Genomic DNA, 23,516 nt, shown 5'->3' with positions numbered 1-23,516 from the left:
GAGGCCACCGTCTACCCATCCGATCAGCTGCCGTATGTGTTACTCATCCACGCCTGAGGGCGGCAGGGGCCGGGACCACCGCACCGCGCCAGGCGTCCAACGCTGTGCCGAGCGAGCCCTCGATCGGCTGTGCGGTGTCGAGGACGAGCGCCTCGGGCCATGGCGTTGCCGCGGCCGCCAAAGCGGCCGCGATCGCAGGTGTGGCGTCCGAGTCGCCCTGGGGCCTCGCGCCGATCCGCTCGGCGGCGAGGGGCCGGGGACAGACGCACCGCAGTGGTACCAGATCGCTGCGAGTCTCGTCGGCTAGGGCGGCGGCTCGGGCGCGCTGGTCGGAGTCGGTCCAGCTGGCGTCGAGAATTACCGAGATTCCGCGCTCGAGCCGCTGCCGGGCCTGTGCCAACATCTGGGTATATACGAGTGCTTTCGCGGCAGGCCGATAGGCGCCAGCCCCGAAGACGCCCGCGGCGCCGGCGATGGATCCCGTGGCGCGCAGCCCAGCGCGGACACTATCGCTGGAAATCATGACTGCGCCTGTGGCCGCCGCCAACCGGGTTGCCATCGTGGACTTTCCGGTGCCGGGCAGGCCGCCGACGAGCACGAGACGGACAGCGCCCTGCTCCAGGTGTTCGATGGCGAGATCGAGATGCCGCTCGGCACGCCCGGCCGCCTCCGCATCCCCCTGGTCGGCGCGGATATGGTCGGTCTTCGCCCGGACCATCGCCCGGTACGCGATGTAGTGGTGCCGAAGCGACGGCGGGGGCGAGTCGCCTGCCGCGTGCAGGTAGTCATCCAGAAACGAGTCGGATTCCCCTGGGTGCCCCAAGAATTCGAGGTCCATCGCCAGAAAGGCGGCGTCATCGAGGCCGTCGACATAGCGGAGTTCATCGTCGAAGTCGAGGCAGTCCAGGATACGGAAGCCGTCCGGCAGGACGAAGATATCCTCGGCGAGTAGATCGCCGTGACCGTCGACGATGCGGCCGTCGGCGATGCGCTCCGTCAGCAGGGCGTTGCGACCGTCGATGTAGCGCATGGCCAGATGTTCGGCGCGAACGAAGAGGTCGGGATCGCTCATCACGTGCGGATATTGCCGCAGGGGCCGCAGTAAACTGTCCCATCGCCGACGCAATTGCGCAGGTGTACCGGCGCGATCGATGTCGGCGCCGCGGCGGGCTCCCGCGTGGAAGCGCGCCAGGGTCTGCGCGAGTGCGGACAGTCCGATAGCTTCGCGAGCCGGGTCGGCGAGCGTGGTGGACAATCGCGAAGCGTCCGGCATGCGGCGCATCACGATGATCGGTTCGTCGGCGCCGCCTTCCGGGTCTGTCAGATGGGCCAGACCGAGATAGACGTCGGGTGCGAGGCGCTGATTCAGCTCGAGTTCCCTAGCGCACGCCCGCTCCCGGTTCTCGGGAGTGCCGAAATCGAGGAAGTCGGTGATGACTGGTTTCTTCGCCTTGTACGCGCGGTCCCCACACAGCACCACCAGCCCGGTATGCGTCTCGCGCAATTGCGCGAACGGCTCCTGTACGTGGGGCGCGGTGCGCAAGGTCGAGACATCGAGCATGACGACTCCCTCTCGAAGATGAGTTGATCTGCCGGACGATTGGTTCCATCGCGCCAGGCAGGACATCCCGGCACGACCAGTCTCGCAGGAAGCACCCGAGATAATCTGGAGGACGAATTCCCCTCTGTCGCGGTACGAATGTCATCGGCGCGCGATGAACTACAGCGTCGCCTGCGGGCCGTCTCCCTGCCGAGTGCTGATGTCGCGGTCCCGCCCGGCCACGCTCGACTGAGCCGTTGCCGCGCCAGGTCCGCCGTCGGACAGGCCGTTGGGGGAGAAGATCCCGCCCGCCGGGACCTGTGGCCCTCGCCGCTGCTGCTCGCTGAAACGGACGCTGGATTGGACACCATCCTCACGCTGCATTTCGCGCAGGAGGACGAAGCGCTGTTCACATCGGCACCTTTGCTCGACACCGCCGCGACGAGTGAGTAAGCATCGAACCGGTGTCCGGATCGGCTCTGCCGGAAAGCTCAACCGACCGGTCCTGCCGGTAGCGACAAGCAGCCGCCAGGCAGAGACTGGGTGTCGAGTGCAGGGACCTAAGTCCCAGCGCCTGAGGGGCCGCCGACTCTGCTCCGGCCGTGCGCCACTGGGCAGAGTAGTTGGTGCCGGACAGCGATGCGCTGAGACGGAGACCGAGGTGTCCGATCGTTTACGGCCTTCGCGTGGCGGGATAGCGGTCGACTCCACAGATGACGAGCCAGGGTCCGGAGAACGCGACGCTCTACGAGATCGGCCTGCAGTGACACTACCCCGTCGACGAGCGCGCCTGACTCCGACGGGGTCGTTGCGGAGGGACGGAGCGAGGAGGCTTCGGTGGGCCGGATCGTGACATTGACGATGAATCCCGCGATCGATCTCGCGACTCGGGTCGAGCGAGTCGTACCGACCGACAAGATGCGCTGCGCGACACCACGCTTCGACCCGGGCGGTGGCGGGATCAACGTCGCGCGCACGGCGGCCGAGCTGGGCGTCGAGGTGACAGCGGTCTTTCCCAGCGGCGGCCCGAGCGGTCGCCTGCTCGAGCAGTTGGTGCGCGATACCGGAGTGCCGCCGCGGCCGGTGCAGGTGGCCGAATCGACCCGGGAAAGTCTCTCGGTCACCGAATCCGTCAGCGGCGAGCAGTACCGATTCGTCTTTCCAGGCCCGCGGCTCACCGACCCGGAACAGCATCGCTGCCTGGCCGAGGTGGAGCGTGCGGTGCGCGGCGGGAGCTACCTCGTGGCCAGCGGAACTCTGCCGCCGGGTGTGTCCTCGGACTTCTATCAGACCCTCACCGATCTCGTCGGCGACCTCGGTGTGCGTGTGGTGCTGGATACTTCGGGCATCGCGTTGCGCAGTGTCCGCCGCGGCGTCTATCTGATCAAGCCCAGCGTGCGGGAACTCGGCGACTACGTCGGGCATCCGCTGATAGACCGCACGGAACAGTTGTCGCAGGCTCGGCGGCTCATCGCCGACGGGATGACCGAGATCGTCCTGCTCTCCCTCGGCGCCGCCGGAGCGCTCGTGGTGACTCGTGACCGGCACGAGTGGTTCGCGTCGATCCCGGCGCGGGTGCGCAGCGGTATCGGTGCAGGCGATGCGATGGTCGGCGGCACCACGGTGGGGCTGACACGGGGATATGAGCTCGCCGACGCGGTGCGTCTGGGTATCGCCGCCGCGACGGCAGCGCTGGCCACCACGGGTACCGGCCCGGGGCGCTGCGAGCACATCGAGGAGCTGTACCGAGAATTTCAGCTCGACGACGGCTCTGGTGGCGAGGCCGATGACCTCGCGCGGCCGACGGCCCCGCCGCTGCGGTAACCGCACCTCGCGCTCCGAGCCCAGTACGTGGACAGGACAGAGGTGGACAGATGTCAGCGCGGCCGCCATCCGACGGGTCTCCGAGAAAGTGTGGGACGTTCGACCTCCGCCTTCGAGTCGATGTCCTCCTCCAACGCCCTCCGCGAAGCCGCACGCTGATAGTGCCTCCGACGGCAGCGAGCGAATGGAGAAACCGTGCTGGTAAACGAGGACCTCCGACTAGCGGACCGGATCGGACGCGTATTCAATCGGCGGGCAGTGGTGGGTGCCGCGGTCGCCGTCGTACGTGACGGTCGAATGGAGTTCGCTGGGCACGGGATGGCCGACATCGCCGCGAACCGCCCGGTCACCCAGGACACGATCTTCCGGATCGCGTCTATCACCAAGACGTTCACCGCGATCGCGGTGATGCAGCTGTGGGAGCGCGGACTGATCGATCTCGATGCCCCGGCGAGCAAGTATCTACGCGCTTATCCTCTGGTCCCCGCCGATTCGCGGTTCGGGCCGGTGACGGTACGCCACCTGCTGACCCACACCTCGGGCATCGGTGAGACAGCCCATCCCCGGCGGGTGCTCGCCCCCGATTTCGGGGAGAGCGTTGCGCCGGGCGAACCCGTACCGCCGCTGAGCCGGTACTACCGGCGCGGCCTGCGTGTCCACGCCGAACCGGGCAGCCGATGGACCTACACCAACCATGGCTTCGCCACCCTCGGCCAGATCGTCGCGGAGGTCACCGGCGTCCCCTTCGCCGACTATCTGCGCGAGCGGCTGTTCCTGCCGCTGGGCATGCTCGACACGAGTCTCACGCCGCCCGCAGCCGCGGCACCGCGGCGGGCGGTCGGATACCGGCTGCGCGCGCACGGGCCGGAAGAGATCACCCATCGCGAGATGATCACCGCCGCGGCGTCCTCTGCCTACTCCACTCCGCGCGATATCGGCCGCTATATCGCCGCACTGCTCGGCGGCGGTAGCAACGAATACGGTTCCGTGGTCGAATCCGCGACGCTGGCAATGATGTTCGCACCGCAGTACCAGCCCGATCCCCGGGTGCCGGGCATGGGCCTCGGATTCTTCCGCGGTCAGGCCGGAAACCATCGGGTGATCGAGCATCAGGGCATCCTGCCCGGGTTCAACTCTCAGATCTGGCTCGCCCCCGACGACGGACAGGCCGTCTTGGCCTTCGTCACCGGCGGTCATCGCGCCATGCTCTGGCTTCCCGCCGAATCCTCCGCCCTACTGCACGAGATCCTCGGTGCCGCGGAACCAGCGATCCGCGACGACGTCGCGCACCGGCCGGAAATCTGGTCCGAGATCTGTGGCTTCTACCCCCTGCCCGGAGCGCTCACCGATGTCCGCGCCCGATCGATGGTAGGCGCAGGCGCCGAAGTGCGGATCAGCAGTGGCCGACCGGTACTGCGGGTGCTGACCCCGATTCCCGCCCTGATGCGCGGGCTGCCCCTGCACCCCGACGATCCCGACGATCCCCTTGCTTTCCGCATCGATATGGACCGGTGGGGTCTGGGCAACGGCAGAATTCTGTTCAGTCGCGAGTCCGGCACCGGGACGATGAGGATGCACTTCGACCTGCATCCCCTGACTCTGCGGAAGTCGGGGAGCCTACTGGCCCGGCGGGTGGAAAGGATGCACCGATGACCGAACCCGCGATCTCGATTGCCGGTCTGACGAAATCGTTCGGTCCCGCGAAGGCGCTCGACGGACTGGATCTGACCGTAGGCACCGGTGAGATCCATGGGTTCCTGGGTCCGAACGGCTCGGGTAAGACGACGACGATCCGCATCCTGCTGGGACTTCTGCGTGCGGATTCCGGGACGGTTCGCATGCTCGGCGGCGATCCGTGGTCGGACGCGGTCGCACTGCACGCGCGATTGGCCTACGTGCCCGGTGAGGTCCTCCTCTGGCCCGGAATCACCGGCGGCGAGGTCATCGACTTGATGGGCCGTCTGCGCGGCGGGATCGACCGACGCCGCCGCGCCGAATTGCTGGAGCGATTCGATCTCGATCCGCACCAGAAGGCGCGCGCTTACTCGAAGGGCAACCGGCAGAAGGTCGCGCTCGTCGCGGCGCTGGCCTCGGACGCGGAACTGCTGTTGCTCGACGAACCCACCGTTGGTCTCGACCCGCTCAAAGAAGCCGAATTCCAACGCTGCATCGCTGAATCGAAGAACAAAGGCAGGACCGTCCTGCTGTCCAGTCACATTCTGGCCGAGGTGGAGGCACTGTGCGATCGGGTGAGCATCATCCGGCGCGGGCGCACCGTGGAAAGCGGCACCCTGTCCGAGCTGCGGCATCTGACCCGCACCACGATCACTGTCGAAACCATCCGGCCGCTCACGGGCCTGGACGCGGTGGCGGGAGTGCACGACCTCGTCCGCAACGGCACTCGGGCCAGGTTCGATGTCGACACCGCCCACCTCGACGCCGTGACGCGCGTACTAGCCGATCTCGGCGTGCGCAGTCTCACCAGCACGCCGCCCACACTCGAGGACATCTTCCTCCGCCACTACGGCGCCGCCTCGGCCCCTTCAGGGGAGGAGAACCGGTGAGCACCGCCCTGATTTCGCGGCCGGTACTGCGGGAAGATCTTTCCGGGGCAGGCACGCTGTTGCGCTTCGCGCTGCGGCGCGAGCGGTTCTCGCTGCCGTGCTGGCTGCTCGGCACCGCCGCGCTGTTTGCCTTCCAGTCGGTCGGTAGTCAACGCTTCTACGACACCCCGCAGAAGCTCGCGCAGCTCCGCGAGACGATGAGTGCCAGTGCGGCCGCCGTCGCCATGGGCGGGCCGACGCAGTTGCTGACGACCATCGGCGGCGAGATCGTTTTCGAGATACTCGCGTATCTGGCCGTCGTGGTCGCGTTGATGAATATGTTTCTGGTCGGCAGGCATACTCGCTCGGACGAGGAGACCGGGCGAGCGGAACTGCTCCGCTCGGCGCGGGTAGGGCGCCGGGCACCCACCGTCGCCGCGCTGACACTGGCGGGGCTGGCCGATATCGCCGTCGTGCTGGTGCTTTTCGCCGCCGCGGTCGGTACCGGGCTTCCGACGGGTGGCTCACTGCTGCTGGGAGTGGTCACCGGGGGCGTGGGCGTCACGTTCGCCGCCGTCACCGCAGTCGCCGCGCAGATATTCGAGAATCCGCGCAGCGTCTACGGGGCGGTCGGGCTTGCTCTGGCGGCCGCCTATGTGGCGCGCGCGATCGGCGATGTGGGCAGCGGAGCCGCCTCCTGGGCATCGCCCATCGGATGGGCCCAGCGCAGCTACCCGTACGCCGGTGACCGCTGGTGGACGGTGCTGCTGTTCGCCGCCGCGACCCTCGCGCTGACCGCTTCGGCGTTCGCTCTGCTGGATCGACGCGACTTCGGCGCCGGACTGCTCCCCTACGGCACGGGGCGCGCGACCGCGTCCTGGGCGCTGGGCTCGCCGCTTGGCCTTGCCTGGCGGTTGCAGCGCGGTTCGCTGGCCGGGTGGGCCGTGGGCGTTTTCACGTTGGGGGCGGCATACGGCTCGTTCGCCGACAGTATCGCGGATTATCTCGCCGACAATCCCGAGATCGCCGCCTACCTTCCCGGCGGCGCGGCCGACGCGGTGAACTCGTACCTGTCCCTGACGGTGTCGATCGTCGCGCTGCTCACCGCCGCGTTCGGCGTCGCCAGCGTGCTGCGCGCGCGTGGGGAGGAGATCGCCGGACGGGCCGAGCCGCTGCTGGCGGCTCCGGTCAGCCGGTATCGGTGGCTGGCGAGCCATCTCGCCATCGCTATGGGGGGCGGCGCGTTCGTTCTGGCCGTCGGCGGTTTCGGCATCGGTCTGACGTACGGGTTGACGATCTCCGATGCAGGACAGGCACTGCGCATGACCGGTGTGGCACTGGTGTATCTACCGGCGGTCTGGTCGGTGATCGCGGTTGCGGTACTCGGCCTCGGCTGGGCTCCGAGAGCGGCTGTAGCGGTGGCGTGGGCTGCCTTCGCCTACTGCGCCGTGGCGCTGCTCTTCGCGGCCGCATTCGATCTGCCCGACTGGTTCGACGACGCCTCGCCGTTCACCCACATTCCGAAGGCGCCACTGCAAACCGTCACCGCCACGCCGATGCTCGTGATCATCCTGACCGCACTGGCCGGGCTGTTGCTCGCTGCCGCCGGTTTTCGCCGCCGCGACGTCGGATATTGACCAGGACTCCGACTCCGATCCGCTGGCGAACACGTTGTCGCTCGTCTGGCGAGTACTCGGCGGCATCGAAAGCGGAACGAGAATGTCGACGACCCGGGGTCTCCGCTGGAACACGGCTGGTCGGTGCGCCTACCACGGGCAGCGGAGACTTGCGTCCCGGCGTGCGATGGCGGCTTCCGCGCGACGGATCAGCGGTGCCACAAGCGACGGAGACCTCGCACCGGGTGCGCGGTTCGAGGCGTGGTCGTCGTGACCGGGGCACCACCGGCCCGGTGGGGTAGCGGCGCGGACGGCGTCGATGTGCCTGCCGCAGCCGGCCCAGGTGGTCTTGCCGCAGACACGGCGCTTGATGGGGGAGCACATCAGCGCTGTCCTTCGGTGCCCGCGACGGTGGGCGGGCCCTGGTATGGGCGCTGAAGCGCGGCGAATCCGGGAGTGGTGGCCGCGGTGACGATGGCAGCCAGCAGCTCGGGGGCGCGTCCCGGCCGGGGTGGCTCGGTCAAGACGGGACCGCTGAAGACGTGACCGTCGACGCCGATGATGGGGCTGCCACTCCGCCCGCCGAGCGCTGTTTGGCTGGCGTGATGGGCGTGGGCGACCGCGGCATCATGGCGGGCGTCATCGAGGGCCTCGATCAGCTTGTGATCGAAGCCGGTGGCGGCCAGCGCGGCGGCCACCGCATCGTCGGCGTGGTTGCCGCCCGCATGCCACCGCTGACCCAACTCGAGGTAGAGCGGCGTGAACGCGGTCCGACCGTATTGCTGGACGGCGGCGGCGAACACTCGGCCGATCCGACGTGATCGGACGATCATCGGGGCGTGGTCGGCATCGACATCGTGATCGCCGTTGAGCACGGCCAGGCTCATCGGTCGCAAGGTCACCGCGTGCTCGTCGGCCGCGCTGTCGAGCAGCCACTGCGCGGCCACCCAGGCGAATGGACACACAGGATCCACATACAGATCAATATCGGCCACCGAAATCCTCCTGTCGTCACTGCTCGAATACCCCACGGGGTATATTCCCACTATACCCCCTGGGGCATGGAAGCCGGAGAGGCTGATTCGCGTCGTGGATATACCCCCGCGGGTATCATGAACAGAGGCAACGAAAGAAGGAAGGCGCAACCATGGTCGGCGACGAAACAGCGATCACCGAAACACTCAACAGGCTGCGGAGGGCGCACGGCCAGCTCGCCGGGGTCATCGCCATGATCGAGCAGGGCCGTGACTGCAAAGACGTGGTCACCCAACTCGCCGCGGTTTCCCGGGCGCTTGACCGCGCCGGATTCAAGATCGTCGCTACCGGACTGCGCGAATGCCTCACCGGCCGATCCGTCGACGGCCAGAAGCAGATGACCGTCGACGAGCTGGAGAAACTGTTCCTAGCTCTGGCCTGACTCGCAATCGTCCCTCATGGAAGGACCGAACAATGAACCTGGGACTGTCCACCACCCTGCACACCAGTTTCGGCGACGCCGTCGACCGGACGCGGGCCGCGCTGAGTGAGCAAGGATTCGGCGTCCTCACCGAGATCGACGTCCGGGCCACCCTGAAAGCCAAACTCGACGAGAACATGGAGGACTACCTCATCCTCGGCGCCTGCAATCCCCCCTTGGCCCACGAAGCGGTCGAGATCGACCGGCAGATCGGACTCCTGCTGCCCTGCAACGTCGTCGTGCGCCAGAACCCCGGCTCCGATTCCGAGGTCATCGTCGAAGCAATGAATCCGCAGCTCATGGTGCAGGTTACGGAGGAACCGGCCCTACAGCCCGTAGCCAGTCGGGCCGCCGCCAAGCTGCAGGCTGCCATCGATTCCCTGAGCACCGCGGATCGCGTGTTCTGACGCCCTGGGCGGTAACCGTTCGTGTGTTGGTTCAGCGGGAGACGGTGAAGATGTCGGTGACCGGTCGGCGGGGGGTTGGGGGGACCATGTCCGCGTCGTCGGGCGCGATGCCGACGCGAATCAGCACCTGTGGGGCGGCCGGGCGAGGGACGAGTCCGTTGAGCACCCCGCGGGTGGTCGGCAGTTCGGTGATGTGGGTCAGCGCGCAGGTCGCCAGTCCCGCGGCGGTGCATTCCAGCAGGACGGCCGACAATGCCTCGCCGGTGCGCAGCCACTGGGTCACCGAGTCCCTTTCGGTGCTGAGCACCACCAGTCGCGCGTGATCATCGAGTCGGGTGCGTCGCATCGAATGCGGGGCTGGAGGGAACGCGCGTCCGACTCCGACCCGAGCGTTTTCGGCGTCGGAGACCAGCGCGGAGGCGGGCACGCCCTCGAGGGACTCCGAATGTCCTGCCCACCATTCCAATTCGGTCTGATACAGCAAGTCGTGGCGGCGCAGAGCCCCGGCCTGCTCGGAGGCGGCGGCCAGCCGAGGGCGTGCGTTGTCATCCACGACGGTGAGTTCCACCTCGTGCGGGGAGGTGAGCATCCGCAGTCGGGGGAGGATCTCGGCGAAGCCCTCCGGTTCGGTCATCGGCAGCCGGTCGGTGCGCCGCCGGTCGATGGCGAGCGCTCGGGTGTGGATGCCCTCGGGTGGGTCCGGCCACGGCCGGAATTCGATCACCGCGAGGTGGTCGGGTCGCTGCCGGTCGGGTACCCGCATCGTGTCGGTGTGCCAGCCGTGGTCGGCGAAGGCGGTCCGCGCGTGGTGCAGCATAGCCCCGCAGCTGATCACCAGTTGGCGCCCGTGCGGGTCGGTCGAGGGCAGTACCCGGTCGGCGTCGGTGTAGAGGTGCAGGCATGTGCCGTCGAACACCCAGCGCCACGGCTGGGTGTTGTGCACCGAAGGCGCGCGGGTGGCCAGCCGCAACGCGGCCAGGATCGTCCGATGATCGGGCACCGAAATGGCGGGTGCATCGTCGTTCGCGGTCATACTTCGAGTGTTCTCGGTACGCGATGCCGCGGATACAGGCCATGCGTCCGCGGCGCGGGGTCTTTTGTCATCTCGGGTGGCCGGTGCTCCCGTCCGAGCCTCTCCGCGCGCTGTTTGATGCCCCGCAGCATCTTCCGCTCCATCACCAGGCTGCCCGGTTCCATCACGACCACGGTCAATACGCGCGTGAACGCGGACGCGCCCGTCAGCGCGATGCGATTGCGGCTCACGAGCCGGGTCGCCGCGCCCATCGGATAGAGGCCGAATGCCCAAACCCAGCGGCCGTCCTCGGAAGCGAAGACCAAGTTGTGCTCGGGTGCCAGCACCGCGACCCGCATACGCGGACCGGACTTGCCGAGTGGGAAGCCGTCTCCGACCTGAAGGTTTTGGAACTGCGGCAAGACATGTTCGGCACTGTGCATATCGAGGCCCAGCATGTTCTCGACCCAGTCGTAGGTGTACGCGCCGCCGCGGCCGGGACCCAGTTGAACCAGCCACGGCCAGATCGCGTCGGCGCCTGCGTAGATCGTGACGGCCCGAGTCGAGACGATATCGGCGTCGACCAGTGCATCGTCACCGGGCATGACCCGCGCAATCTCTTCCCCCGAGGCTCCCCAGGTCAACCATTTGGTGCGCAACCGTTCTCCGGTCAGGCGTCCGATCGCTGATCGAACGGTTGCGGCAAGCATCATCGTGTTCATGACGTCCGGCTTGTCCTCGAGTTCAGGGCGTGCGCATGAAGCGGTGACCAGCGAGGGCACTGGTCCCCGCGGTGATGGATGGAGCGCGGAGTATGGACGGGCTCAATCCGGCGTGCGAGCGGATTCGGGCATGTCGAGGATCTCGCTGAGCGGGCGGCGTGGAGTCGCCGGAGCGTTCGGCTCTGATTCGGGCGCGATACCTACTCGAATCAGGACCTGGGGGAGGCCGGAGTGTCCGGTCAGCTCGCGGACGACGGCGCGGCTGCGCGGCACCTCGGTCAGGTGGGTCAACGGACAGGTCGCGAACCCAGCGAGTGTGCATTCCAGTAGCACCGTGGACAGGACCTCACCGCAGGGCACCAAGTCCTCGGGTGTGTCGCGGACGGTGGACAGCACCAGGATCGCCGAATGGTCGTCGGTGACCTCACTGCGCCGGTCGCCGGTGCTGGTGGGGAACTTGCGGCCCACGCTCACTCGCTGGCGTTCCTCCTGGGAGATCAGGGCATCGCTGGGCACTCCCGCGGCGGCGATCGTGTGCCCGGTCCACCACTGCAATTCGGCGTGGTACCCGGCGTCGTAGCGGCGCAGTGCCGCACTCATCTCCGAGGCGCGGGCGAGGCTGGGGCGGCTCTCGTCACCCAGCACATCGAGTGCGGCGTCGGAGGGGTCGAAGGTCGTTCGTAGGACTTCTTCGAAGTCGGGCCATCCGGTGGGCGCCTGGAACGGCAGCCGGTCGGTGTGCCGACGCCGAATGGCGTCGGCACGAGCGCGGTCGGCCTCGGTGACGATCCGAGCCGGTTCGAAGGTGATGTTTGCCAGGTGTTCGCGGCGGTTCGGATCGGGAAAGCGGGCGACATGGATTCGCCAGCCCTCCGCGGCCATCGCGGCGCGCAGATGGTCCAGTGCGATACCGCAGCTGATCAGCATCTGCCTGCCGGATGTGTCCGTCGCCGGCAGCATGCGTTCGGGCACGGCGAACAGACGCAGGGTGTGGCCGTCGAATGTCCAGTGCCAGGGTTGGCTGTTGTGCAGTGACGGCGCCCGGCCGGCGAGTAGGACGGCCTTCTCGATGGTTTCTCCGGACGGTAGCTGGTTCATACCGTCACCGTACGGATCGAGGGCTGCTCTCTGGAGGAGTCGTAGGTCCCGAATCCCACCGCACGTGGTCCCCTGGCGGAGTGCCGTGGGGCCCCTAGACGGGAGGCGTCGGTCCGTTCAGGCTGTATGTGTGGGAAAAGGTGCCACGGCGGTAGCGCCGATCGACGCGCGCCGGCACGACGCGGTGATCTTCGATATGGACGGGGTGGTCACCGATAGCGCGTCGATGCACGCCGCGGCCTGGACGGAGTTGTTCGATTCCTTCTTGATCAACCGTCCAGCCAGCGCCGGGCAGGACCGCTCGCCGTTCACCGAAAACGACTATCTGCGTTTCGTGGACGGCAAGCCTCGATATCGGGGCGTCGCGGATTTTCTGGCCGCACGAGGAATCGCATTGCCTTGGGGGAATTCTTCCGACCCGGAGACGGCCGAAACGGTGTGCGGGCTGGGTAACCGAAAAGATCACCTGTTCCTGGACAAAGTCGCGCGCGATGGTGTACGGGTGTTCGAATCGACAGTCACGCTGATCCGGCAACTCAACGCCGCGGACATCCGTACGGGGGTCTTCTCCGCCAGCCGCCACTGCGCGGAAGTGCTCACAGCCGCGGGCGTTTCCGACCTGTTCACGGCGCGGGTGGACGGTGTCGATGCCGAGAAACTGGGGCTGCCGGGTAAGCCCGATCCGTCGATGCTGCTCGAGGCGACTCGGCGGCTGGGTGCCGAACCGGATCGGACGGTTGTCGTGGAGGACGCCGAGGCGGGGGTGGCAGCCGGCCGCAGCGGCGGTTTCGCACTGGTCATCGGAGTCGACCGGCACGCCAGTGCCGATCGTCTGCTGGCGCACGGGGCGGACATCGTGGTTGCCGACCTCGCGCAGGTGCGTTTGCGTGGCGGCTTCCTGCGGATGTCGGAGCTGCCCGACGTCCTGGAGTGCTGGGCGCGCATCGTGGATCTCTTGGGCACCGAAAAGCCTGCCGTTCTCCTGGATTTCGATGGCACAGTGGCCGAGATCGTCGCCGATCCCGCCATTGCCGAACCCATCGACGGCGTGACGACAGTGCTGGCAACGCTTGCCACCCGATGCCCGGTTGCGGTCATCAGCGGACGCGATCTGACCGATCTACGGGACCGCCTCGGTGTCGACGGCATCTGGTATGCCGGTAGCCACGGCTTCGAACTGATGGCCCCGGACGGTACCCGGCATGTCCACGACGCCATGCCCGGAGCCGAGCGAGCACTCACCGAGGCCGCGCGCGAACTACGGCAGAGGTTGGACGACATCACGGGAGTGCTGGTCGAGCACAAGCGCTTCGCGGTCGCGGTTCATCACCGCAATGTCGCGGCGGAGGACGTCGGACGGGTGGTTGCCGCGGTACACGAGGCCGGACATGCGGCCGGCTTGCGTGTCACGCACGGCCGTCGCGTCACCGAGTTACGACCGGACGTCGACTGGGACAAGGGCACCGCGTTGCGGTGGATCCTCCAGCACCTCACCGCGCCGGTATCGCCGGTCTACCTGGGCGACGACCTGACCGACGAAGACGCCTTCGATGCCGTCGAAGCCGACGGCATCGCCATCGTCGTGCGTGACGAAGAGACCCGAAACAGGCGCACCGCTGCCCGATACTCGGTCGCCGGTCCGCGACAGGTTCGCGTCTTCCTCGAGCGGCTGGCGGAGTTGTCGCGCACCGAGACGGTCGCCGTCGTGCCGGAGTCGTGGGCGCTCACCTTCGACGGGTACGACGCGGCCCAAGAGAAGCTTCGCGAGGCGCTGTGCACGCTCGGAAACGGCTACTTCGCCACCCGCGGTGCGGCCCCGGAATCCAAGGCCGGAGCGGTTCACTATCCGGGCACCTATATCGCCGGGGTGTACAACCGGCTCTCCGACGAGATCGCCGGGCACGCCCTCGACAACGAGAGCCTGGTGAATCTGCCGAACTGGCTTCCGGTGACCTTCCAGATCGACGGCGGCGAGTGGTTCGATCTCGATGCCGCCGAACTGGTCTCATATAAACAGCAATTGGATCTGCGCCGGGCTGAACTCTTGCGGCAGTTCCGCTTTCGCGATAGCTCGGGGCGAATCACCGCGGTATCCCAACGCCGCTTCGTCGCCATGCACCGCCCGCACCTGGGCGCACTGGAAACGACGATCACCGCCGAGGATTGGTCGGGCACTCTGCGCATACGCTCGGCGATCGAGGGAAGGGCGCGCAATCAGCTGGTCGAACGCTATAGGGCCCTCTCGGGAGCGCATCTGACCGCCGAGCACGCGGTAGCCCTGTCCGACGATTCGGTGCTGCTCGCGGTGCGGACCAACGGATCCGGCATACCAGTGGCGATGGCGACGCGCAGCACCCTGCGACGCGGCCGGGAACCGTTCGGCCCGCCCGGGGAAGTGATCGATCGAGATGGACTGATCGGCCACGAATACACCGTTGACATCGCAGCCGGAGAGCCGGTAACCTTGGAGAAGATGGTCACCGTGTTCACCGGACGCGATACCGCGGCTGCGGGTCCGGAGGACGAAGCCGCCCGCGTGATCGGCACAGTCGGCGGCTACACGGAGCTGTTGGCGGGACACGCCGTAGCGTGGGAGCATCTGTGGGCGCGGCTGCGGATCGACCTGGATGGCGCACAGGACGCTACGCGGATCGTGCGCCTGCACCTGTTGCATCTGACGCAGACCCTGTCGCCGAACACCACGGATCTCGATGTGGGCGTGCCCGCGCGCGGCTTGCACGGTGAGGCATATCGCGGTCACGTGTTCTGGGACGAACTGTTCGTATTCCCCGTGCTGAATCCGCGTTTCCCCGCCTTGACCCGATCGCTGCTGCGATACCGCTATCGCCGTCTGCCCGAGGCCCGGCGCGCTGCTGCGGAAGCGGGACTGGCCGGAGCGATGTTCCCATGGCAGTCCGGCAGCGACGGCCGGGAAGAGAGCCAGCGGTTGCACCTGAATCCGCTGTCAGGAAGGTGGAATCCCGATCCCAGCCGCCGCGCCCACCACATCGGGATCGCGATCGCCTACAACGTCTGGCAGTACTACCAAGCCACCGGCGACCTCGAGTTCCTCGTCGAATGCGGCGCGGAATTGTTGGTGGAGATCGCTCGTTTCTGGTCGAGCCTGGCCGGCTACGACGCCGAGCGCGACCGCTACACCATCCGCGGCGTGATCGGCCCCGACGAGTTTCATTCCGGCTATCCGGATGCGCCTGACGCCGGTATCGACAACAACGCGTACACCAATGTGATGGCGGCCTGGGTGATTTGGCGTGCGATCGACGCGCTCGCGCTGCTGGCACCGCGCGAACGGTCGGAATTGATGCAGACGCTGTCGGTGCGACCGTCGGACGCGGAGCACTGGCAGGAGGTGGCGCGGCGGATGTACGTTCCGTTCCACGATGGAGTCATCAGCCAGTTCGAGGGCTACGAGCGACTGGCCGAACTCGATTGGGACCACTACCGTCGCCGCTACGGCAACATCCAGCGGCTGGACCGGATACTCGAGGCCGAGGGCGACGACGTAAACCGCTATCGGGCCGCCAAACAAGCCGACGTTCTCATGCTGTTCTATCTGCTGTCGGCCGACGAACTCCGGGACTTGCTCGGTCAACTCGGTTACGAGCTGCCCGGCGAGGTGATCCCGCGCACCATCGACTACTACCTGTCGCGCTCCTCGCACGGTTCGACGCTCAGCGCGCTGGTGCATTCGTGGGTGCTGGCGCGGGCCAACCGCGATCGTGCCGTGGAGTTCTTCGATCTGGTGCTCGGCTCCGACGTCGCCGACATCCAGGGCGGCACCACCGCGGAGGGGATCCACCTCGCCGCGATGGCCGGTAGCGTCGACTTGCTGCAACGGTGCTTCACCGGGATGGAACTGCGCCACGACCGCCTGGTGTTCTGCCCATACTGGCCGGAATCTCTTGGCGCGCTGTCGTTCCCGATGATCTATCGCGGCCATCGGCTGACCGTGCGGCTCAGCGGTCAGGGCGTCGAGGTCAGCTCGGATCCCGGCGCGTCGGCGCCGATCGAGATCAGCTGCCGGGACCGGATCGCACGCTTGACGCCGGGGGAGACGGTCCGGCTGGTGGACTCGGTACACTGATGCTTGTATGGTCGGTGCGTCTGTGCGGGCTCGCCAGAGGTCGGGCCGGCTCGGTGTGGGCAGAACCACGCTGCGGCTCCAGCTCGACATCGAGCCGGCAACTGTTGTTCGAGTCGGTGTGTGATCGCGTGTGATGATGAGCGTGTGACCGATCAACGCCCGCGACTGCGAGGGCTGCACTGGATCAAGCGGTGGATCTACCGTGGGGACAGGCCGCATGCCGTCGCAAGGCTACTCAACAGGTACTGGTCGAGTCAGTATCGCTCGGGAGGCCGGCTCGCGCGCTCGCGTGATGTCGAACTCGAGGTCGTGGGACGTTCGAGCGGTCGGCCGATCAGGTTTCCGATCGTGCTGGCTGACGTCGACGATGTCTGGTACGCGGTCTCCATGCTCGGCGCGAACGCGAACTGGGTTCGGAACGTGCGAGCCGCCGGCGGCGAGGCGCTCATCCGCCATGGCGGGTCGTGGAACGTGCGACTCACGGAGGTGGACCCCGACAGGGTGGGTCCGATCCTCGAGCGATACCTCGACGTCGCGCCGGGCGCGCGTCCACACTTCCCGATCGACAGGTCCGCGCCATTGAGCCGATTCGAGAGCATCGCGGCCGAGTACCCCACTTTCCGCGTTGACGGATTCACGCCAGGCGAGCGGGTTTGACCAATGTCTCGGCTCCCGCGAAGGCTCCGCTCACGACGTGGCGCGCCGCGGAATCGTCGCGTCCTGCATCGAGTCGCGTTCTCAGGTGAGCGGGTGTCAGTTTGCCGACCTGGCGATGATCACCGGCGCCTTCGCACCGTGTAGCACCGCTTGACTGACCGAACCGAGGGTCATCCCTGCGAAGCCGCCGCGCCCGTGGCTGCCGACGACGATCAGTTGCGCGTTCTCGCCCTCATCGATCAGTCGCTTGGCGGAGCGATCTTCGACCACGATCCGCCGCACCCGTACCTCTGGATACTTCTCGCCGTAGCCGGCCAGGCTCTGCGACACCAGTTCCTCGGCTTCGTTCTGCATTTCCGCGCGCGAGATATACCGGAAGAACTCCGACCAGGTGTGCACCGCGACCAGTTCGGCGTCGCGGTGGGCGGCCTCGTCGAAGGCGACCTCGACGGCACGGGCACTGCACGACGAGCCGTCGACGCCGACCACCACCGGGCCGCCCGCATGCTCGAAGTCGGCGGGGATCACCGCGACCGGGCATGCGGCGTGCCGGGCCAGCGCCGTGCTCACCGAGCCGAGGATGCTGCGGCTGAAGGCGCCCAGCCCGTGGGTGCCGACGACGAGCAGCCGCGCGGACTTGGATCGGTCGCGCAGCACCGGGATCGGCGGCGCCTCGACGAGATCGGCGGTGATGTCGAGCTCCCCGATCGGGGAGGCCGCCGCCACGGCGTTCTTGCGCGCGATCTCCAGAGCCGTCCGTCCCTCCTGCCGGTAGCTGTCGTAGTCGATTTGGGGAACGGCGATGGCGGGGCCGTAGTCGATCGGCGCGCTGATCGCGTAGACGATGTTCAGCGGTGCGCGTCGGCGGGCCGCGTCGGCGGCAGCCCAGCGGACCGCGGCCAGTGAGGTCGGAGAGCCGTCGGAACCGACGAGAATCGGCGGATTGATGCTGCTGGACATGTGATTTTCGCTTTCTTCTAAGCCTCGTGGGCGACCATGACCGGGCAATGGGCATGTTGGACAAGGAAGTTGCTGATGGAACCGAGCACCAGGCTCCGGAATCCGCCGCGTCCCCGGCTGCCGACCACCAGCAGTTGCGCGGATTTCGACCATACGGTGAGCAGATTTCGTGTCCGGACGATGGAGACCTCGCGTGTCACCTGGACTTCAGGAAACTTCTCCTGCCAACCTGCGAGTTGCTCGGCGAGCATGAGTTGTGCGGCGGTCTCGAGTTCCCGGGCCGGAAACAGTTCCGTGGCGCTGGCCATGGAACGGAAGGTGAAGTCGTCGGCCCCGTGGACGGCGACGAGCGAAGTGCCACGAAGGTCGGCCTCGGCGAAGGCGGCGCCGACTGCGGCTTCGGCGGCGGGGCTGCCGTCCACGCCGACCACGACGGGTCCGTCGGTGCGGATGCGTTGCTCACTGCCGGTGTCGCGGACGACCACGATCTCACCGTGTCCGTGGGCGGTCACCGCGAGCAGCGTGGAGCCGGCGTGGGCGAGCTCGCCGCCTTCTCCGGCGCCGAGTGCCACGAGGTGCGCGGAGGCTGATTGTTCGATGAGCACGGTGGCCGGATGGGCGGGCGACAATTCGGTGTCGACGCGCAGTGCGGGGCCGACGCGGCGGGCCAGCCGCGCGGCGCGAGCCAATCGGGCGGCGCCTTCTTCCCGCAGTTTCTGAGCGACCGCGGGCACCACCAGGTCGTATAGGCCGAAAACAGCCTGGTTAGCAGCCAGGTCGAGGCCGTGCACGATCAGAAGCCTGCGTCCGCGCTGGGCGGCCGTCTCGGCGGCCCACTGCACGGCTGGATCGGAGGCTTCGGAACCGTCGATACCGACGACGACGGCAGCGGATGCCAAGTGGTGCGGGCTGTCGAGGAGACTGGCGGACATACGTGGTGTCCCTTCGAAGGGCGATGCTTGCGTACTCGAAGAGTAGGGACCGGTGAGCTCGCACACGGCTGGCGTTGGTCCCGAATGCAGAGGTCCTTCGGCAGCATGCCGGTTTACCCGCCGACGGCATGGCTGGATGCGGCGACATCTTCGGATCCCGGGCGGTTCGTGGCCGACGCTCTCGGCTGCGACCGGAACGCACCGGCTATGAGCATCCGACGGACGGACATGGGGCCACTGGTGTGCCGAGCGCAACACGTATCCGCGTCGGTGCACCGTCAGGTGTGGTGCGTAATTCGGTCGAGTTCGGTGTGAGCAATCCGACCCGCCCACACCCGAGCGCGGTCCAGCTCGCCCGGTATGAGCGGGCCGGTCGTATCGTCGACAAGAAAGTCCACCGGCTGATCGGCGAGCGAATAGCCCAATCGGCACAGTCGTTTCCCGATCCCGCGTGCGGCCGACCCCGGCAGCCAGGGTGGTTTGGCAACTTTGGTGCCGAAGGCCAACGCGCGGTGGCCCGGCGATACCGGCAGTGCGTCGGCGAGCCATTCCCGTACACCGAGGTCGGTCGCGATCGGGGCATCGGTGAGTTTGGCGGCGTCGCGGCGCGTCTGTGAGCGGCTGAGCCCGAAGGCGTGGGTAGGGCCGCCGACCACGAGCAGGTTCATCGTCGGCCCGCACACTTCCGCGGCTGCCACCACATTCACGATTTCCACTTCGGCATGCTCACGCAGTCCCTGTGCGATGGCTTCGGCGATCGCCGCGGTGTTGCCGAACATTGATTCGTAAATTATTCGCGCGCGCATGACGAGTCTCTCCTCTGCGCTGTGCCGGATATGGATTCCGACGGTAGGGCGGCAGACAGCGGCCGGAACAGAGTCGAACCGACCATTGCCATGGGACCTTCGCCCTGTGCTGGTGGTGCCCCTCGTCCGAGAGTTCGATTCCGGCCGACTTCCTGGCGGTCGTTAGACGATGCTGGAACGGTGCTGGCACGTTTGCTTCCGGGATTGAGGCAGTTCAAGGGATACCAGCGGGCGTGGTTGCGATCGGACCTGCTCGCGGGTATCACCGTGGCCGCCTACCTCGTTCCGCAGGTCATGGCCTACGCGACCATCGCTGGGCTGCCGCCTGTGGCCGGCCTGTGGGCGGCGATCGGACCACTGGCGGTCTACACCCTGCTGGCGACTTCGCGGCAGCTGTCGGTGGGACCTGAGTCGACCACTGCGCTGCTGACCGCCGTCGCGCTGGCTCCACTGGCGATGGGCGACCCCGATCGGTACGCCGCGCTGGCGGCAGTGCTCGCACTGCTGGTCGGTGTGCTGGCTCTGGCCGCTGCGGCCGTTCGGCTGGGGGTCCTGGCGGATCTGTTGTCGAAACCGGTCCTGGTCGGGTACCTCGCGGGGACCGCCGGGATCATGATCATCGGTCAGCTCGCAGCGGTGACCGGAGTGCCAGTGGAAGGGGAATCCATTCTCGCGGAACTGCGTTCGTTCACCGACAACCTGGAATACTGGCACTGGCCCACCTTTTGGCTGGCGGCAACGGTTCTGACTGTGCTCCTGGTGCTGGCCTGGCGCGCTCCTCGCGTCCCGGGGCCCCTGATCGCGGTCTCGCTGGCGACTGCGGTGGTCACGGTGTTCTCGTTGGACCGTTTCGGTATCCGGTTGGTCGGTGCGATCCCCGCTGGTATCCCCGCGCCCGGTCTGAGTTCGGTCGCCATGAACGACGTGGCTGGTCTGATCCTGCCCGCGATCGGCATCGCGGTGGTCGGATTCTCCGACTGTGTTCTGACTGCCCGGGCTTTCGCGGCCCGCCACGGCGACCGGGTGGAGGCGAACACCGAACTCGCTGCCCTCGGCGCGACCAACCTCACGGCCGGGCTGCTGCACGGATTCCCGGTGAGCTGTTCGGGAAGCAGGACTACCATCGCCGACGCCATGGGCGCTCGCACCCAGCTGTACTCACTCATCACCCTCGGCAGTGTGCTGGCGGTGCTGCTCGGGGCACGCGGCATCCTCGCAGCCTTTCCGTCCGCAGCGTTGGGAGCACTGGTCATCTACGCGGCGCTTCGGCTGATCAACCTGGCGGAATTCCGTCGTATCGCACGATTCCGGCGCAGCGAGTTGTTGCTCGCGCTGGCGACCCTCGTCGCGGTGCTCGGCCTCGGCGTGCTCTACGGCGTGCTCGTCGCGATCGCGCTGTCGATCTTCGATCTGCTGCGCAGGATCGCCCGCGCCCACGACGCGATCTTGGGCTTCGTCTCCGGGGTGGCGGGAATGCACGACATCGATGACTATCCCACCGCGAAACCCGTTCCAGGGCTGGTGATCTACCGATACGACGCGCCATTGTGTTTCGCCAACGCGGAGGATTTCCGTCGCAGAGCGCTCGCGGCAGTGGGCTCGAGCGCCGAACGCGGGGAAACGCCGGTGCGCTGGTTCGTGCTCAACGCCGAGGCCAACGTGGAGGTCGACCTGACCGCATTGGACGCCGTGGAACAACTCAGGGCCGAACTATCGGGCAAGGGGATCGTCTTCGCCATGGCTCGGGTCAAACATGACCTACGCGACGCACTGGACGCTTCCGGCCTGACATCGAGAATCGGCGAGCGGCACCTGTATCCGACACTACCGACCGCGGTGGCAGCCTTCTGCAAGGACCGGAATACGGGGTCCGACGTCCCCTCAGGTGGATGACCTTTGTCTCTGCCGATGCCTCGTTCGAGGCGCGATCCTCGAAGCTGACGGCACCAGCCGTCGGAAGAGGTGAAACGGCGATGTCCGAAAGCGTGATCATTCCGCTGGACGGATGGTGGACTCGACTGACCCGCCTCTGGTCGCTGCAACCGTGCAGTGCGAACCAACTGATGCGCCCGTCCGACCGCATCGAAGCAGCGGTCCGCGTGATCGCCACGATCACGGTGCTGATCGCGGTGCCTGTCGCGGGCGCCCTCGCTACGGACGCGTATGCCGACACCTCCGCCGAAATCCGCAGCGAAGGCGCGACGAAATCCCTGGTTCACGCCATGATCACCGACCAGCCCGTCCGAACCGCGGCGCATCGTTACGACGCCCGAGCGCGATGGGACGAGTCCGGCCATACCGGCGATGCCGTCGTGCCGGTCCGGGAGAAGATTCAGCTCGGCGATCGTGTCGAGCTGTGGCTCGACGCCGAGGGCACTCCCACCGCGCGACCACGCCACCCGGACACCGCGGTCGTGGCCGGGATCGGCGTGGGTGTTTTTGTCCTGGTGGGCGTCTGGCTGTGTGGATGGTGCCTGGTGAACGGGACCGCCTTGATGCTGACGCGGCAGCGTAGCGCGCGATGGGACCGCGAGTGGCGACAGATGTGTCATACGGCAAGAGAGGACAGGCAATGATGTACTGGTACGGGAGCGGGCCACAGTGGTGGATGTTCGTTCTGATGATCCTGTTCGTCGTCCCGTTGTGGATCGCGGTGGCGATCGCGCTCGTAGCAGTGCGCAGGCCCGAGCGCACGGAGGCGCCCCGATTCAGCGGCCCGGCGCGCTTGTCACCAGACGCGTTGCTCGCCGAACGGTTCGCCAGCGGCGATCTCGACGAGTCCGAATACCTGCGGCGCCTCGCGGTGCTGCATCCCGCCCCCGCGACTCCGGCCGAAGACACCGACCGGCGTACGCGGTAGTGAACGCAGCCTCGAAAGGATGTTGACATGTCCACCGAAAGGTCTTCGCGCCTCGCACCACCGAACTCGTCGATCCTGGCAGCGGTGGACGGGTCGGCAAGTTCGTATCAAGCGGTAGCCTGGGCGGCCGCCGAAGCAGCCCTGCATCGTCGCGCACTGCACATCATCACCTCCATGGCTATACCCACTGGTTTCGGGCCGGGCATCTCGATGGGGGAGGCCGACCTGGAGTGGATGCGCAGGGACGGCGAACGCATCCTCACCGAGGCCGCGCGGGTGGCGCGCACGGCTTCGCCGGGCGACGAGCCCGCGATCACCACCGAAGTGAGCTTCGAACTGGTCATCCCGCTACTCATCGAGCGTTCCGCGCAGGCGCGGATGCTTGTGGTCGGTAGCCGCGGGCTCGGCGCGTTCCAGCGAGGCCTGCTCGGTTCGGTGAGTACCGCGACCACCCACCACGCGCACTGCCCGGTCGCGGTGATCCACGGAATCTCGGCAATCGACGCCGTGTCAGCCCGTCAACCGGTGCTCGTCGGCGTCGACGGCACCGCCAACAGCGTGCCCGCCGTCGAGCTCGCGTTCGAGGAGGCGTCGCGGCGGAAAGTGGACCTGGTGGCGCTGCACGCATGGAGCGACACGAGCGGTCTGGACGTGCCGGTCCGAGGATGGGACGGCGCCCGCGAATCGGCGGAGGCGATGCTGGCCGAGAATCTCGCGGGCTGGAGCGAACTCTACCCGGACGTCGCCGTGCTGCGCATCGTCACCGCGGATCGACCGGCACGGTCCCTGCTGGAAGAGTCGGCGAATACGCAACTGGTGGTAGTGGGCACGCACGGTCGAGGCGGATTCGCGAGCACGGTGCTGGGGTCGACCAGCAATGCGCTGCTGCACTCGATAGACGTGCCGATGATCGTCGTCCGTTCCCGGTGACGGCGGGACCGGCCATCGCCGAACCCAGGTCACATCCGGCGCCTCGAG

At 67.3% G+C, this 23,516-nt stretch carries 20 protein-coding genes; 12 read left to right on the top strand and 8 right to left on the bottom strand.

The genetic code is table 11. The features are described from left to right. Positions 1-43 precede the first annotated feature (43 nt). Positions 44-1,561 carry an AAA family ATPase gene (locus tag ABZ552_RS13195; protein ID WP_281918519.1) on the bottom strand — a complete coding sequence of 506 codons (1,518 nt, stop codon included), beginning with the start codon at positions 1,559-1,561 and terminating at the stop codon, positions 44-46. A gap of 816 nt (positions 1,562-2,377) precedes the next feature. Between ABZ552_RS13195 and ABZ552_RS13190 the strand changes: the two genes are divergently transcribed. From ABZ552_RS13190 to ABZ552_RS13175, 4 genes are all read left to right on the top strand, one after another. After that, the gene (locus ABZ552_RS13190) at positions 2,378-3,364 is read left to right on the top strand and encodes a 1-phosphofructokinase family hexose kinase (RefSeq protein ID WP_281918520.1); all 987 of its coding nucleotides are present in this window, start codon (positions 2,378-2,380) and stop codon (positions 3,362-3,364) included. A gap of 195 nt (positions 3,365-3,559) precedes the next feature. Beyond that, positions 3,560-5,017 (top strand): serine hydrolase domain-containing protein, encoded by a 1,458-nt coding sequence (locus ABZ552_RS13185; protein WP_357437172.1) that lies wholly within the window; start codon positions 3,560-3,562, stop codon positions 5,015-5,017. Next, positions 5,014-5,928 (top strand): ABC transporter ATP-binding protein, encoded by a 915-nt coding sequence (locus ABZ552_RS13180; protein WP_281918522.1) that lies wholly within the window; start codon positions 5,014-5,016, stop codon positions 5,926-5,928. The genes ABZ552_RS13185 and ABZ552_RS13180 overlap by 4 nt, the downstream gene beginning before the upstream one ends. Next, entirely contained in the window at positions 5,925-7,544 is a 1,620-nt protein-coding gene (locus tag ABZ552_RS13175) for an ABC transporter permease (protein ID WP_357437169.1), read from the top strand. The genes ABZ552_RS13180 and ABZ552_RS13175 overlap by 4 nt, the downstream gene beginning before the upstream one ends. Before the next feature lie 362 nt (positions 7,545-7,906). Here ABZ552_RS13175 and ABZ552_RS13170 read toward each other — a convergent pair whose 3' ends face one another. After that, entirely contained in the window at positions 7,907-8,518 is a 612-nt protein-coding gene (locus ABZ552_RS13170) for a disulfide bond formation protein DsbA (RefSeq protein WP_281918524.1), read from the bottom strand. 152 nt (positions 8,519-8,670) lie between these two features. On the opposite strand from ABZ552_RS13170, the gene ABZ552_RS13165 reads away from it, so the two are divergent. Both ABZ552_RS13165 and ABZ552_RS13160 read left to right on the top strand, forming a co-directional pair. Beyond that, on the top strand, positions 8,671-8,940 hold the full coding sequence (locus tag ABZ552_RS13165; RefSeq protein ID WP_067806486.1) for a metal-sensitive transcriptional regulator: 270 nt from the start codon (positions 8,671-8,673) through the stop codon (positions 8,938-8,940). A 32-nt stretch (positions 8,941-8,972) separates the two neighbouring features. Next, positions 8,973-9,386 (top strand): DUF302 domain-containing protein, encoded by a 414-nt coding sequence (locus ABZ552_RS13160; protein ID WP_281918525.1) that lies wholly within the window; start codon positions 8,973-8,975, stop codon positions 9,384-9,386. 31 nt (positions 9,387-9,417) lie between these two features. On the opposite strand, the gene ABZ552_RS13155 is transcribed toward ABZ552_RS13160, so the two are convergent. From ABZ552_RS13155 to ABZ552_RS13145, 3 genes are all read right to left on the bottom strand, one after another. Continuing rightward, positions 9,418-10,419 (bottom strand): hypothetical protein, encoded by a 1,002-nt coding sequence (locus ABZ552_RS13155; protein WP_281918526.1) that lies wholly within the window; start codon positions 10,417-10,419, stop codon positions 9,418-9,420. Then, the gene (locus ABZ552_RS13150) at positions 10,416-11,120 is read right to left on the bottom strand and encodes an SRPBCC family protein (RefSeq protein ID WP_281918527.1); all 705 of its coding nucleotides are present in this window, start codon (positions 11,118-11,120) and stop codon (positions 10,416-10,418) included. The genes ABZ552_RS13155 and ABZ552_RS13150 overlap by 4 nt, the downstream gene beginning before the upstream one ends. 102 nt (positions 11,121-11,222) lie before the next feature. Beyond that, positions 11,223-12,218 (bottom strand): NAD(P)H nitroreductase, encoded by a 996-nt coding sequence (locus tag ABZ552_RS13145; protein WP_281918528.1) that lies wholly within the window; start codon positions 12,216-12,218, stop codon positions 11,223-11,225. Positions 12,219-12,348: 130 nt separating this feature from the next. Between ABZ552_RS13145 and otsB the strand changes: the two genes are divergently transcribed. Beyond that, positions 12,349-16,323, top strand: coding sequence for a trehalose-phosphatase (otsB, locus tag ABZ552_RS13140; protein WP_357437163.1), 3,975 nt, complete (start codon positions 12,349-12,351; stop codon positions 16,321-16,323). Positions 16,324-16,467: 144 nt separating this feature from the next. Then, complete coding sequence (locus tag ABZ552_RS13135) at positions 16,468-16,980, top strand: nitroreductase/quinone reductase family protein (RefSeq protein ID WP_281918529.1); 513 nt, start codon at positions 16,468-16,470, stop codon at positions 16,978-16,980. 96 nt (positions 16,981-17,076) lie between these two features. Here ABZ552_RS13135 and ABZ552_RS13130 read toward each other — a convergent pair whose 3' ends face one another. The 3 genes from ABZ552_RS13130 to ABZ552_RS13120 all read right to left on the bottom strand — a co-directional run bounded on the left by ABZ552_RS13130 (position 17,077) and on the right by ABZ552_RS13120 (position 19,678). Beyond that, positions 17,077-17,940 (bottom strand): universal stress protein, encoded by an 864-nt coding sequence (locus tag ABZ552_RS13130; protein WP_281918530.1) that lies wholly within the window; start codon positions 17,938-17,940, stop codon positions 17,077-17,079. Positions 17,941-17,957: 17 nt separating this feature from the next. Continuing rightward, positions 17,958-18,872, bottom strand: a complete 915-nt coding sequence (locus ABZ552_RS13125) for a universal stress protein (RefSeq protein ID WP_281918531.1) — start codon at positions 18,870-18,872, stop codon at positions 17,958-17,960. A gap of 278 nt (positions 18,873-19,150) precedes the next feature. Then, the gene (locus tag ABZ552_RS13120) at positions 19,151-19,678 is read right to left on the bottom strand and encodes a flavodoxin domain-containing protein (RefSeq protein WP_357437159.1); all 528 of its coding nucleotides are present in this window, start codon (positions 19,676-19,678) and stop codon (positions 19,151-19,153) included. A gap of 180 nt (positions 19,679-19,858) precedes the next feature. Between ABZ552_RS13120 and sulP the strand changes: the two genes are divergently transcribed. From sulP to ABZ552_RS13100, 4 genes are all read left to right on the top strand, one after another. After that, complete coding sequence (sulP, locus tag ABZ552_RS13115; protein WP_281918533.1) at positions 19,859-21,571, top strand: sulfate permease; 1,713 nt, start codon at positions 19,859-19,861, stop codon at positions 21,569-21,571. An 80-nt stretch (positions 21,572-21,651) separates the two neighbouring features. Further along, positions 21,652-22,254: a hypothetical protein gene (locus ABZ552_RS13110; protein WP_281918534.1), complete on the top strand. Its 603-nt coding sequence runs from the start codon at positions 21,652-21,654 to the stop codon at positions 22,252-22,254. Between the two features lie 32 nt (positions 22,255-22,286). Next, a complete protein-coding gene (locus tag ABZ552_RS13105; protein WP_357437155.1) occupies positions 22,287-22,538 on the top strand; it encodes a hypothetical protein in 252 nt (83 codons plus the stop codon). A 27-nt stretch (positions 22,539-22,565) separates the two neighbouring features. Beyond that, complete coding sequence (locus ABZ552_RS13100) at positions 22,566-23,468, top strand: universal stress protein (protein ID WP_281918536.1); 903 nt, start codon at positions 22,566-22,568, stop codon at positions 23,466-23,468. Positions 23,469-23,516: the final 48 nt, after the last annotated feature.

It is taken from the genome of Nocardia sp. NPDC019219 (assembly GCF_040632645.1).
GTDB classification, from domain to species: domain Bacteria; phylum Actinomycetota; class Actinomycetes; order Mycobacteriales; family Mycobacteriaceae; genus Nocardia; species Nocardia sputorum.
The sequence above is the reverse complement of the archived record's forward strand: the minus strand, read 5'-3'. Positions and strand labels throughout refer to the sequence as shown.